This is a genomic window from Agrobacterium sp. H141 (genome assembly GCF_057158725.1).
This window is the reverse complement of record NZ_JBXENI010000003.1, coordinates 98,610-111,649: the sequence shown is the minus strand read 5'-3', so window position 1 is coordinate 111,649 and position 13,040 is coordinate 98,610. Positions and strand designations below refer to the sequence as shown.

13 protein-coding genes are annotated in these 13,040 nt (G+C 60.1%); 1 reads left to right on the top strand and 12 read right to left on the bottom strand.

The window, feature by feature from the left end; genetic code table 11:
- Positions 1–17: 17 nt before the first annotated feature.
- The 9 genes from ACWPM9_RS22405 to dctP all read right to left on the bottom strand — a co-directional run bounded on the left by ACWPM9_RS22405 (position 18) and on the right by dctP (position 8,698).
- The gene (locus tag ACWPM9_RS22405) at positions 18–1,742 is read right to left on the bottom strand and encodes an amidase (RefSeq protein WP_484758056.1); all 1,725 of its coding nucleotides are present in this window, start codon (positions 1,740–1,742) and stop codon (positions 18–20) included.
- Position 1,743: 1 nt separating this feature from the next.
- A complete protein-coding gene (locus ACWPM9_RS22400; protein WP_484758055.1) occupies positions 1,744–2,787 on the bottom strand; it encodes an agmatine deiminase family protein in 1,044 nt (347 codons plus the stop codon).
- 90 nt (positions 2,788–2,877) lie between these two features.
- Entirely contained in the window at positions 2,878–3,033 is a 156-nt protein-coding gene (locus ACWPM9_RS22395; RefSeq protein WP_484758054.1) for a hypothetical protein, read from the bottom strand.
- A 208-nt stretch (positions 3,034–3,241) separates the two neighbouring features.
- Positions 3,242–3,967 carry a ribonuclease activity regulator RraA gene (locus ACWPM9_RS22390; RefSeq protein ID WP_428189052.1) on the bottom strand — a complete coding sequence of 242 codons (726 nt, stop codon included), beginning with the start codon at positions 3,965–3,967 and terminating at the stop codon, positions 3,242–3,244.
- Between the two features lie 11 nt (positions 3,968–3,978).
- Positions 3,979–5,712 (bottom strand): L-arabinonate dehydratase, encoded by a 1,734-nt coding sequence (araD, locus tag ACWPM9_RS22385; protein ID WP_484758053.1) that lies wholly within the window; start codon positions 5,710–5,712, stop codon positions 3,979–3,981.
- A gap of 4 nt (positions 5,713–5,716) precedes the next feature.
- Entirely contained in the window at positions 5,717–5,884 is a 168-nt protein-coding gene (locus ACWPM9_RS22380; RefSeq protein ID WP_428189054.1) for a hypothetical protein, read from the bottom strand.
- A gap of 10 nt (positions 5,885–5,894) precedes the next feature.
- On the bottom strand, positions 5,895–7,085 hold the full coding sequence (locus ACWPM9_RS22375) for a TRAP transporter large permease (RefSeq protein ID WP_484758052.1): 1,191 nt from the start codon (positions 7,083–7,085) through the stop codon (positions 5,895–5,897).
- Positions 7,075–7,596 (bottom strand): TRAP transporter small permease subunit, encoded by a 522-nt coding sequence (locus tag ACWPM9_RS22370; protein WP_484758051.1) that lies wholly within the window; start codon positions 7,594–7,596, stop codon positions 7,075–7,077. The genes ACWPM9_RS22375 and ACWPM9_RS22370 overlap by 11 nt, the downstream gene beginning before the upstream one ends.
- A gap of 76 nt (positions 7,597–7,672) precedes the next feature.
- On the bottom strand, positions 7,673–8,698 hold the full coding sequence (gene dctP, locus ACWPM9_RS22365; RefSeq protein ID WP_484758050.1) for a TRAP transporter substrate-binding protein DctP: 1,026 nt from the start codon (positions 8,696–8,698) through the stop codon (positions 7,673–7,675).
- A gap of 131 nt (positions 8,699–8,829) precedes the next feature.
- Between dctP and ACWPM9_RS22360 the strand changes: the two genes are divergently transcribed.
- Positions 8,830–9,567 (top strand): GntR family transcriptional regulator, encoded by a 738-nt coding sequence (locus tag ACWPM9_RS22360; RefSeq protein WP_428189058.1) that lies wholly within the window; start codon positions 8,830–8,832, stop codon positions 9,565–9,567.
- A 73-nt stretch (positions 9,568–9,640) separates the two neighbouring features.
- Here ACWPM9_RS22360 and ACWPM9_RS22355 read toward each other — a convergent pair whose 3' ends face one another.
- From ACWPM9_RS22355 to ACWPM9_RS22345, 3 genes are all read right to left on the bottom strand, one after another.
- Positions 9,641–10,117 (bottom strand): MarR family winged helix-turn-helix transcriptional regulator, encoded by a 477-nt coding sequence (locus tag ACWPM9_RS22355; RefSeq protein ID WP_428189059.1) that lies wholly within the window; start codon positions 10,115–10,117, stop codon positions 9,641–9,643.
- Positions 10,118–10,179: 62 nt separating this feature from the next.
- A complete protein-coding gene (gene fhuB / locus ACWPM9_RS22350; protein ID WP_484758049.1) occupies positions 10,180–12,207 on the bottom strand; it encodes a Fe(3+)-hydroxamate ABC transporter permease FhuB in 2,028 nt (675 codons plus the stop codon).
- Positions 12,200–13,012 (bottom strand): ABC transporter substrate-binding protein, encoded by an 813-nt coding sequence (locus ACWPM9_RS22345; RefSeq protein ID WP_484758157.1) that lies wholly within the window; start codon positions 13,010–13,012, stop codon positions 12,200–12,202. The genes fhuB and ACWPM9_RS22345 overlap by 8 nt, the downstream gene beginning before the upstream one ends.
- Between the last annotated feature and the right edge of the window lie 28 nt (positions 13,013–13,040).

Sequence of the window (13,040 nt, the reverse complement as noted above, 5' to 3'; positions counted from 1 at the left end):
GCCCCTGAAGCGCGCTGTCAGAGTGCCGGAGTGCGCGGTGGCGCGATACGGCGTTTGCCTGTCCGTTCGAATGCAGCCGCGATGGTCAGCAGCTTGTTGTCATCATAGGCGCGGCCGGCAAAGGTCAGGCCTATCGGTATCCGGGTGTCGTCCATAGTGCCCATCGGCACGGTTATCGTCGGGATGCCGAGATGGCGGATGGCCAGATTTCCGTTGGCGACCCAGACCCCGTTTCGCCAACCGAGATCGGCGTGGGCCTCGTTGACGTCCATGTCGGCGTGGCCGATATCTGCGACGGCGGGAAAGACAACCGCATCGAGACCGAGTTGGTCCATCCAGAGTTCGAGGTCCCGGCGGCGCGTTTCTTCGAGCCCGCGCAAACCGGCCTCAAGGGTGGGTATATCCTCCAACGAGCGATAGGGATGGGCGCGCACCTGTTCCGGATATGTCGAAATATCGTCGGAAAAGCCGGTGTATCGATCCGGCAAGGCACCCGGCGGACGTGGGAAAATCATCGCCCCATCCACCGCGGCCAGACTATCGAGGGCCGGATCGCCGTTTGCCTGCAGGAAGTCATCCCAGGCCCAGGCGGATAGATCGATGATCTCATGTTTCAGGAAGTCGGTGCTGAGGAGACCGCGCGTCAGGATAGACGGCGCGCCCGGTCGATCGGCCTCGTAATTGGACACCACAGGAAAATCGACGGGTACCACATCTGCGCCCGCAGCTTCGAGATCGCGTCTGGCCTGTTGCCACAGCTCGATGATGGAGGCGCGTGTCTCGATCGGTTTCCCGGTCGAACCGCCAATTCCGCCTTGCGGGTTTGTGCCCGCGTCGGGATCGGCATTGATGTACATGCGTGGAATGCCAAAGCGTTTGCCGGCCAGCGCATGGCGCAGGTCACCATTGCTTTCGTCCGTGAGCATTCGATAGCTCGCCGGTCGCACAGCTGAAGCCTGCGGTAGTTCGATCCACGGCTGAGCCCGCCAAAAGTCACCCCGCGTTTCCGCGTCGTCGGCAACGATGACGTCGAGTACTTCCAGCATGTCGGCCATGTTGCGCGTGTGGGGCACGACGGTATCCATGGTTGGCACCAGAGGCCAATTGCCGCGAACCGAAATGATGCCACGCGATGGTGTGTAAGCGCACAGCGCGTTGTAGGAGGCTGGTGCCCTTCCGCTTGACCACGTCTCTTCGCCAAGGCCAAAGGCCGCGAACGAGGCGGCTGTAGCCGTGCCCGAACCATTCGACGATCCGGATCCGAAGGCACTTGTGAGCCATTCCGCGTTATAGGGACTTTCGGCACGCCCATAGACGCCGCGCTGCATGCCGCCATTGGCCATGGGTGGCATATTGGTGAGGCCAAGGCAGATGGCACCGCCCGCCCGCAGCCTTTCGATGGTGAAGGCGTCCCGTTGGGCTATCAGGTGTTCAAACGCCGGGCTGCCTGCAGCCGCGGTCAGCCCGCGCACGAGGTAGCTGTCCTTGGCGGTGTAAGGAATGCCGTCGAGGGGAGACAGGATTTTGCCCTCGCGCCGCCTTGCATCGGAGGCTTCGGCTTCTGCAACCGCGTCGGGGTTCATGACCACCATGGAATTCAAGGCGGTTTCGGTGCCGGGCAGATCATAGTGGCGGATGCGGGTGAGGTACGCCTCCACGAGATCTACACTCGTGACGTCGCCCGCCTCGAGCGCTGCGCGCAAGTCCGCGATCGACTTTTCCATCACATCGAACTTGCTCATATTACGCGACCTTCGACGGGACAGAGGGCTGCTGCTGGGTGATGCAGTGGATGCCGCCGCCCCGTGCGAATATGGCGCGGGAATCCAGGGTGACCACCTGTCGACCGGGATAGGCCTGCTGCAGGACATCCTTGGCCGCCGCATCCGCCTCCTCGTCGCCGAAGCCGCAGGCGACAACGCCGCCATTGACGGCGAGATGATTGACATAGCTGTAATCGACGAACCCTTCTTCGTCCCGGATTTGTGCCGGCGCATCGAGCTCCAAGATCGTCCAGCGTCGTCCGGTTGCGTCTGTGGTTTTTTCGAGATGGGCGCGCAGCTCCTGCATCACCTGATGGTCAGGATGTTCTGGATTGCTCTGACGGTGCAAAAGCAGCACGCCGGGCGAGGCAATGGTTGCAACGATATCGACATGGCCGCTGGTGCCGAATTCGTCGTAGTCGCGGGCCAGGCCGCGCGGCAGCCAGATGACTTTGGTCGCGCCGAGGGTTCTGGCAAGCTCGGCTTCGACCCGGCTGCGGTCGGCATAGGGATTGCGACGGGGATCGAGTTGCACGGTGTCGGTGACAAGAACAGTGCCTTCGCCATCGACATGGATGCCGCCGCCCTCGTTGACAAGGACGCTGGACACCAGTTCTGCTCCCGAATGGGCCGCGATGAAGCGCGCGATCTCGGCCGACTTTTTCCAGTCCGCCCAACCATGATCGCCCCAGCCGTTGAAGATCCAGTCCACCGCGCCCAGCACACCGGGACGATCGTCATCGAGCACAAAGGTCGGCCCGAAGTCGCGCATCCAGAATTCGTCAAGCGGGGCCTCGATCTGTTCGATATGGCTGCCAAGCATGCGACGGGCGCGCTCGCGCTCGGACGGATCAACGACCATTGTGACCGGTTCGAACTCAGAAATGGCATGGGCCACGGCGGTCCAGGCTGCATAGCCCGTCTCACGCCATGCCTCGCCGTCTCCAAGCGTCGTGCCCGTACGCGGAAATGCCATCCAGGTGCGGTCATGGCGGGCGGTTTCGGAAGGCATGCGCCATGTCATATTTGCGGTCCTTGTCTTGGAATGAATTGGTTCCGCAGCGAACCGATCCGATATTGTCCACCTATGTTCGATTGAAGGAGTATCAGCCAGCTAGGCTTTCAGGTAGTCAAGCACTGCATCAGCGATCATTTTTTTGTGGCGCTCGCGATATTCCGGTGCGGAAAGATCGCGGCGAAAGATCGAGCCGTAGATGGCGCGGCAGACACAGAAGGCGGTGATGCGCGTGAGGTGGTCAATGGGATCCACACCAGCCCGATCGCGCGGTGGCTGGCAATGCCGCGCTCTCTGCCACGGTCGGCTGAGACAGAGAGGGACCAAGCGACACGCTGGTCGCGCCCGGTACAGGCGATCAGCTCGAGCGGCTGTCGCCCGGTAAATTCAGTTGCGTAATCTCAATTCTTGGCACTCGCTTTCCCCAAGTGGAAGCGAGTGCCTGGGTTGAAGTCGAGGCGTCTTATCGGCCTGTCTTTTCGCGCCATTCTTCGTATTTTTTCTGGTTCTCTTCCTTGGTGCACGGATAGAGACCGATGATCGAGGTCCCGCTCTGCACCTCTTCCAGTACGAATTCCTCGAAGCTTTCCATGCCGGCGCAGACCTCGGCGATTTCGTCTGCCAGATGCGCGGGGATGACCATGACACCGTCGCTGTCACCGACGATCACATCGCCTGGGAACACTGCAACATCGCCGCAACCGATCGGCACGTTGATGTCGAGGGCCTCATGCTTGGTCAGGTTGGTCGGCGCCGAGGGACCTGCAAAGAAGGCCGGCATATCGAGCGCGCCGATACCCGCCGCATCGCGGAGACCGCCATCGGTGACGATGCCGGCACAGCCACGCACGGCCATCCGCGTCACCAGGATCGACCCTGCGGTTGCTGCGGAGGCATCCTTGCGTCCGTCCATGACCAGCACGTGGCCGGGCGGGCAGGTCTCGACTGCCACGCGTTGCGGGTGCTCTGGGTTGCGGAAAACCTCAAGGGCATTGCGGTCTTCTCGCGCCGGAATGTAGCGCAGCGTAAAGGCCTGGCCCACCATTGTCTCGGGCTTGGCCGCTACGGGGCGCACCCCCTGGATGAACTGGTTGCGCAGTCCGCGTTTGTAGAGCTGCGTTGCGATCGAAGCGGTGGAGGCACGCTTGAGCTTGTTGCGTGTGGCGTCGGACAGAACGTAATCGGTCATGGGATACCTTTTCAGAAAATGTCGGGCTCGCCCGCAGTGCGGCCGAAGTCGGATTGCAGGAAGTCGAAATCGCAGCCCTGGTCGGCCTGCGTGACATGGCGCGAGAACATCCAGCCCCAGCCGCGTTCGAAGCGCGGTTCCGGCGGCTTTAGTGCAGCCCGGCGGTTGGCAAGCTCGTCTTCGTCCACCAGCATGTCGAGCGTCCGGTTGGGCAGGTCGAGGCGAACGATGTCGCCGGTCTTCAAAAGCGCCAATGGACCGCCAACATAGCTTTCGGGTGCGACATGCAGCACACAGGCCCCATAAGAAGTGCCGGACATGCGCGCGTCCGAGATCCGCAGCATGTCGCGGTGGCCCTGCTTGATCAGTGCTTTCGGGATCGGCAGCATGCCCCATTCGGGGAAGCCCGGCCCACCGAGCGGACCCGCATTGCGCAGCACCATCACATGATCGGGGGTGATGTCCAGGTTCTCGTCGTCGACTGCCTTCTTCATGTCCGGGTAGCTGTCGAATACCAGCGCCGGGCCTTCGTGCACGTGGAACTTCGGATCGCAGGCAGCGGGTTTGATCACTGCACCGTCGGGGCAAAGATTACCACGCACGACGGCAAGCGAACCTTCTTGATAGACCGGATTTGAGAGCGGGCGAATGACGTCGTCGTTGTAGACTTCGGCACCCTGCAGATTCTCGCCCATGGTTTTGCCCGTCACGGTGAGGGCCGAGCAATCGAGGCGATCCTCAATCTGCTTCATCAGTGCGCGCAGGCCACCAGCATAATAGAAGTCCTCCATCAGATAGTCCTTGCCCGATGGTCGGACATTGGCAATGAGCGGTGTTGTCCGGCCCAGAGCATCCAGATCGTCGAGTGTCAGATTGACGCCCGCGCGTCTTGCCATCGCGATCAGGTGTACGACCGCATTGGTGGAACAACCGGTTGCCATCGCAACGACGGCGGCATTGCGACACGCTGCCTCGGTAATAATCTTGTCCGGTGTCAGATCTTCCCAGACCATGTCGACGATTCGGCGACCGCAGGACGCGCCCATGCGTTGATGGTTGGAATCGACGGCCGGGATCGACGAGGCGCCGGGCAGAGTGAGCCCCATCGCATCGGCGATTGCCGTCATGGTAGAGGCGGTGCCCATGGTCATGCAGGTGCCGGCCGAGCGGGCAATGCCGCCTTGCACGCCCAGCCACTCCTCATCCGAGATATTGCCGGCACGGCGTTCATCCCAGTATTTCCAGGCATCCGATCCCGAACCGAGGATCTTGCCGGCATAGTTGCCGCGCAACATCGGACCAGCCGGCAGGTAGATCATCGGCACACCCGCCGAGATGGCACCCATGACGAGACCGGGGGTGGTCTTGTCGCAGCCACCCATCAGCACCACACCATCCAGCGGGTGCGAACGGATCATTTCTTCCGTCTCCATCGCCAGCATGTTGCGATAGAGCATGGAGGTGGGTTTGGTGAAACTTTCATCCACCGAAAGCGACGGCATCTCCACACCGAAGCCGCCGGCTTGGGCGATTCCGCGTTTCACATCCTGCACCCGCTCCTTGAAGTGGGAGTGGCAGGTGTTGAGCTCGGACCAGGTATTGAGAACTCCGATCAGGGGCTTGTCGACGAAGTCTTCCTCGCCATAGCCGAGCTGCATCATGCGCGAACGATGGCCGAAGCTTCTGAGGTCGTCTGGCGCGAACCATCGCGCGGAACGAAGGTCCGAGAGTTTCTTTTTTGTCATGATGTTATCCAGTAAAGGCGAAGGTCAGCCAGATGGCGAAGAGCGTGAAGACAAGGCCTGCGACTTCCGGCCAATTGCCGAAATCATGCATATCCTTTGTTTCCTCCGCGCCGAATTCGGAGCTCGAGATGTCCTCGTCCTGTCGGGTCAGGTCCTGATCACTGATTTTCATCTGGGTCTCCTTAATTGAGCATCGCCGGCAGCCACAAAGCCAGGTCCGGGAAGAACAGGACCAGGAGTAGACCCACCGCTTGAAGGGCGATGAACGGTAGAACCGCGGCGAAGATTTCCTGGAGTTCAATATCCTTGGGCGCCACCGATTTGAGGAAGAAGCAGGCTGGGCCGAAGGGCGGAGAGAGATAGTAGATCTGGATGTTCATGGCAAAAAGAACGCCGAACCAGATCGGGGCGATATCCAAGGATGTCAGCACGCCACGCAGGAATTCACCGCCACCGATCCGGTTATAGATACCGATCAACGAGACGGCACCCAGCACAAGCCAGATGATCGACCCGACCGTGAGCACCGTCTGGCGCATGGCGTCGCGCGCCATTGTCCAGGTCAATTCGCGGCGTATGCCGGCGACCACCAAGGCGCCGACCGCGCCAACGGCCGCAGCCTCGGTGACAGTGGCGATGCCGGAGTAGATGACGCCGAGCACTGCACCGATCAATATGCCCGGGAGAATGACGCCTCTCAGGAACTTCAGACGCTTGACGAAGGGCAGCCCCGTTTCCGGGATATCGTAGATAGGCGCCATGGACGGATTCAGGCGAACGCGCACGAGAATATAAGTAATGTACAGCGACGCCAGTATCAGGCCCGGTACCGCCGATGCAGCAAACAGCTTTGTAATCGAAACCTGTGCAGCCAGACCGTAGACGATCAGCACGACGGAGGGCGGTATGAGGGTCGCAAGTGCGCCTGCTGCGCAGATGATGCCGATCGACAGCTTGCGATCATAGCCCAGCCGCAGCATTTGCGGCAAGGCGATGAGGCCGAGCATGACGATTTCACCGCCCATGATTCCAGACATGGCAGCAAGCACGACGGCGACGATGCAGGTCTGCACTGCGACCGATCCGCGAAAACGTCCGCCCATGATGGCCATGGAATCAAACAGAGTCTTGGCGATGCCGGAACGTTCAAGAACATTCGCCATGAAGACGAAGAAGGGCACGGCAATCAGCTCATACTTGTGAAGCACTTCGCCGACATTGGCGGCGACGATGAAATAGCCAGCGCGCTCGCCGAAATAGAGTAGTGCCGTTCCAAGAGAAACTGTCAGCGTGGTGATGCCGAGCGGTACGCCCACCGCCATCAATGCCAGCAGCGAGCAAACGATCAGCAGGGTGATGACTTCAATGCCCATTGACGGTCTCTCCCTCTGTGTGCTGCGCCCAGCGAATGATGTTGGCAACCAATTGCAGCAGGTAGAGAATGCAGCCGGCGACAAGTAGTGATTTGAGATAGGTTGGCTGTATCGAATTCAGGGCCGAGCCCGAATGTTCGACGCGGTTCAACGCCTTCACAGCCGGTCCCCACAAGGCGATCGTCAGCATCAGCACGGCACCCGAGGCGATCAGCATCTGGATAAGGCGCATGAAGCGCCAGACGCGCTTGCTGACCAGAACTTCAACCATGGTGATGGATATGTGGCGATTGCGCTGGGTGACGTAGCCAACGGCGAGCACCCAGGCAGAGGCACAAAGCGTCATCGCAAGCTCGGTCGACCAGACCGTTGGGCTGTCGAAGCCATAGCGCATGACAACTTCAAGCGCGGAAACGACAATGCAGGCAAAGAAAAGAACAGAACAGCCATGACCGATGAAGACGCTGATCGCGTCCATCACGTCGGCATAGCGGGCAAGAAGGCGTTTCATCGCGTTTCCCCGAGGTGGCAGGCATCGACAAGGGGCGTCGCATCCAAGGGATAAGACGCCCCTTCAGGGAGGATCTCTATTTCTTGAAGAGACCGATTTCGGTCATGTAGGCAAGATTGGCGTCCAGTGCTTCCTTGGCCAGCGGCGACTTCTCGGCGAAGATTTCCCACTGTTTGCGAGCGACTTCACGCATCTTGTCGCGATCGGCCTGCGCCCAGTCGATCACTTCGATCTTTCCGCCGGCATTGTCGCGTGCTGCAAGGGCTGCATCGGCCTTGGCCACTTCAGCCGTCATGGCGTACATGGCTTCATACCACCAGTCCCGCAACGCCTTCTGGTCCGCCTCGGAAAAGCTGTCCCATTTTTCCTTGTTGATGGTGAACTGCATCGAAGGCATCGAGTGGATGCCCGGATAAAGCGGGTATGGTGCAACGTCATGCAGGCCGGTCGCATCGTTGTTCACGTAGGCAGAAGCATCGGCTGCGTCGACGATACCCTTTTCAAGAGCGCCATAGACTTCAGAGAAGGGAATTGAGACGGGCGATGCGCCGGCTGCCTGGAATACGGCAGCCGCCAGACCTTCCGGCGAACGGATCTTCTTGCCGGCCAGGTCTTCGAATGTGCGGATCGGCACGCGCGCAGGAAGTGACTCACGCGAATACGGACCGCAGGCGACAACATGAACTTCGCCATCGCTGATTGCGTCCGCTGCTTTTTGCATCACGGCTTCGCCGCCGCCATCACGACAAAAGCCGATCATCTGTTCCGGCGTGTCGTAACCCGAGATCAAATCACCCAGAACGGCAAAGGCTGGTTCGCGACCTGCGAAGTAATTGACTGAGGTGAAGTCACCATCAAGCACACCGGCAGCAACCGCATCCGGCGTTTCCTTGGCCGGAACGACTGATCCATTCGGCGTCAGGACGATTTCGATCCGCCCTTCGGTCATGTCCTTGATCTTCGGCAGCCAGTTATCGGTAATGAACTGGGTCGAGAAATCTCCGGCGTTGAACGAAGTCTGGATGTTCAGTTGCTCAGCCTGGGCGATGCTCGCCACCGCCGATACGGACGCGGCCAAAACCGCTGTTGTGAACAGTTTCATATTGTCCTCCCATTGCTCCAATACGGGTTCCTCGTATCCCGTTGATTGATGTACTAATATATTAGTGCATAACCGTCAATAGTGATTTATGCTGTGCCATGTTTCACAAGCAGAAAGATGAGCATCCCATTATGATAGCGCCGGAACTGACCCTGTTTGCCGACAGCAATCGCCCCGACGGAGCGTCGGTCGGGCGGATCAAAAGGAGTTCGGCAAGCGAACAGATCCACAGCGCCCTCAGAGAGCGGATCATTTCGCTGGAACTGGAACCGGGTCGCAACCTCTCGCGCCAGGAGATCGCCACCCATTACGGTGTCAGCCAGACACCGGTGCGCGACGCGATGCTGAAACTGGAAGAAGAGGGCCTGCTGCTGATCTTTCCTCAATCGAAGACGGAGGTATCGAAGATCAATGTCGCCCATGCGCGCGAGACACAATTCCTGCGCCTGTCTGTGGAACTGGAGGTCGCGAGAACGATCGCTGCAATGGCGGACAAGAGTTGCCTTTCTACGGCACGCGAGGCCTTGTCACTGCAGCACGCCGCTATCGGTGCTGGTGATATCGGCCGCTTTGCACGGCTTGACCACCTTTTCCATCAGGCTCTCTGCGGGGCGGCAGGAGCCGCAAATCTTTGGGAGCTGATCACCTCGCGGTCGGGACACATCGACAGGCTTCGCAACCTCAATTTGCCTGATCCCGGCAAGCCTGCGAACATTATCCACTATCACGGGCTTATTTTGAAAGCACTCGAAGCCGGCGACATGTCTGCTGCCGAAGCCGCCGTCAGGGCGCATTTATCGGGGACCCTTTCGCAGATGAAAGAGATCAAGTCCCGTCATCCCGATTACTTCGCGCCGAGCGAGAGATAGGCAGCGTCGGCAGGGCGTGACGATGGCGACGCTCGTCGCTCGTCTGCCAACTGGCTGCGGAAACGTGACCGTGTCACGGACAGTCCTCATCCGACAGGCGATGAATGACACCGATCAGCAGATCGAGCCCGGCCAACATGGTTGCTTTGTCGCTTGCAGGCAGATCGGCGAGCATGAGTGACACACGATCGCGCCATTCCTGGCGCGTGCCATGGATGATCCGAAGTCCTTCCTCGCTCAGGAAAAGCTCGACTGCACGAGTGTCCGCCAAAGACTTTTCGCGCCGGACCAGCCCCTTTTTCATAATGCCCGAAAGGCTGCGACTGATGGTCGATTGAAAAATGCCGGTCTGTTCCGACAATGCCTTGACGCCGCATCCGGGCTGGTCGGCAATGGCCGCCATGATGATGATTTGCTGTACGCTCAGATCATGCGTTCGCGCTTCGCTGGGACGGTACTGCAAAAGTTCGACGGCCAGTCGCTCCAGCGCCAGCGCGGCATGGCGTGTGGTGCCAAGCTCATCATCATTGTTCGCCTTTTGCGCGACCATCCGTCTTTTTCTCCACCCGTTTGCCAAATCCGCCTTCAAATCGCAGTTACCGGCAGGGCTGGTCAAGCCGCCAGCCTTTTCTGATCCGCAGCATTTGTGATTTTTATCTGTCGCGCGCCGGACAAGCGCATGATCGTCAGGGCAAGCGCAAGACTTAGTGCCCCGATCAGGATAGCCAGGAGCCCGGCTGGCAACTCATAAGGTGTGAACAGCTGGCGACCGACAAGATCGCTTGCCACAATCACGCTGCCACCCAGAACCGTGGATCCGACAAGATGGGTGCCGACTGAGCGCAAGCCGATCACGCGGGCGATTTGCGGCGCGGCCAGACCGACGAAGGTAATGGGACCGACCAACAGCGTTGCCGCCACCGTCAACAAGGCCATCGCCAGAATGATGACGATGCGGGCACGTGCCAAGGGCATGCCCAGAGCACGCCCGGTGGCATTGCCAAGCGGCAGGATGTCCAGCCAGCGCAGCGCCGGCAAGACCATCAATGCGCCAACAATTCCGAGAACAGCTGGAATGCTGAGCAGCGTATAGGAGGCCCGATAGGTCGAGCCTGACATCAGAGCCAGGATCTGACTGACCCTTGGATCGCCTGTGGCGAAGAAAATCAAGATCGTGGCATCGGCAATCGCCGTGATGGCGATACCGACCAGGATGAGGCGGCGAGGATCGAAATCCTGTCGGCGACCATAGGTCAAAACGGCGAGCAATACGATGATGGCTCCGGTAAGGGCGCCGGCCGTCTGGCCGGCGGTGCCGGCGGTTGGCAGGATCAGCATGACGATGATCGTTCCCATGATGGCACCGGCGGATATGCCCATGCTTTCCGGGCTTGCCATGGGATTGGCCAGCAGCCGCTGCCCAAGGCAGCCGGCACATCCAAGTGCGCAGCCCGCGAGCAGAGCCGTCAGGACGCGAGGCGCGCGCCAGTCGAAAACCAGCGACATCTCCAGTCTGGGAACGAACAGTGCGACGGCCATACAGGCAAGAAGGACCAGACCGCAGGCGGCGACAATTGCCCATTGGCCAGCCCTGTCGCGATTTACACGGCTGCGCAACCAAAGCGAATGCTCCGACTGCAAGGGCGACCCCGTGACCTTGCGCAAGAGGTAGAGGATCAAGGGTGCGCCCAGCAGTCCGGCAAGGGCACCTGCTGGCAGGAAGGCGGCCAGAGATTTCAGCAGGAACTGCAGTGCCTGATCGGTGACGCCCAGAAGCAAAGCTCCCATGAGGGCTGCGAGCAGGAGCTGCGGGACCACCCGACGCGCGCCGATCATCCGCGCAATATGCGGTGCTGCCAGTCCGACGAAGGCGATGATGCCGATCGTCGCCGTGATGGCGGCGGTGATGAGGATGGCAGCGCTCAGCAGAATGGCGCGCGACCAGCCGACGGACACTCCGGCGGAACGGGCAACACCGCTGCCGAGACCGAGCAGGGACAAGGGCCGCGCCATTGCCAGCACAATTGCCGCACCAACCAGCAGCTTCGGTGCCAGAAAGCGCACACCGTCCCAGCCGTTTTGTGCCAGATCGCCGGCGCCCCAGATGAACATGCTGTTGAGATAGTGATCCTTGAGAATGAACAGGCATGTGGTGACGGCGGCGAGTGTGAAACTGACGGCCATACCGCTCAGCAGCAGCGTCAGCGGATCTTCGAGTTTGCGTCCGCTGATCAAAGCGACCAGTCCCCAGGCAAGGAATGAGCCCATAAGCGAGATTGCAAAGGCATGATCGGCATGCAGTTCCGGTGCGAGCAACAAGGCAAGGGTGAGTGCCAGTTGCGCTCCGGCCGAGACCCCCAATGTGGAAGGCGAGGCCAGTGGATTGAGAAGGCTGAGCTGGAAAACACCACCTGCAAATCCCAATCCCGCACCGGCTATCAGCGCCATCACCAATTGCGGCAAATAGACATAGCTCATCCGGATCGAGGATGCTGTCTCGGCCGCATCGCCCGAACCGAAGGGCATCCATAAAGCTGCGCCGCCGATTGCCTTTGCATTGGCATCGACCAGAAAAACCAGCAGTACCAAAAGGACCAGCAGCGGCCAGGCCTGCAGGATCGTGTGCTTCGAACTATTCATGAGGGCAATCCGGCAGGGTTGCCGCAGTCAGCGCTTCGGCCAGGATTTTCGCTTCGGGCAAACCACCGAAGGACCAGATCGGCGGAAGCATCCGCAAGCGCCCTTTCGCCACTGAGGGTAAATGATCGAGTAGATTGTTGCGGGCATGACTGCCGTCCGCGTCGTCCAGAATGCGCGCGACTGGCAACGGGGTCGGCCCCACGGCAATCAGCGTTGCGTCGGGATAATCAAGCAATGCGCTTGCCGGTGCTGTGCTGAAGCCCCAGTAATTGGTCGGGCGTTTCCAGGCATTGTCGATATTGCCGGCCTTCAGCACATCTCCGTAGAGGCTGCCATCTGCAAAGACACGGATATGCCGTTCGTCGACGAAGTTCACGATCAGCACGGCGCAGGTGGCTGATGCGTTCAGCCGGCTTTGGCGCAAATCTTCCAATGCCTTTTCGGTGCTGCCAACAAGGCGTTCGGCGCGCGCGCCGGTATTCAGAAGACTGCCGAGTTCGCGCGTGATGCGGATCGAATTGTCCAAAGGCGTCTTGTCGGGTGTAAAGGTGGCAAAGACCTTTGTTTTCGCCACTGTCTCGAGCCGGGGGGCGATGCTGGAAAATTGCGGCGAGATCAGGATCAGATCGGGGTCTATGCCGCCTAATCGCTCCATATCGGGTGCCAGCCGCAGCCCAAGATCCACGATGTCGTCAGAGAGGTTCTCCTGTCCAACCCAGTCTGCATAGCCCTTTTTCTCCGCAAGCGCCGGCACATCCACGCCCAGTGCAAACAGCGTGGATGCCAGACCCCAATCCAGGGGCACGACGCGCAACGACTCTCGCGCACCCGCA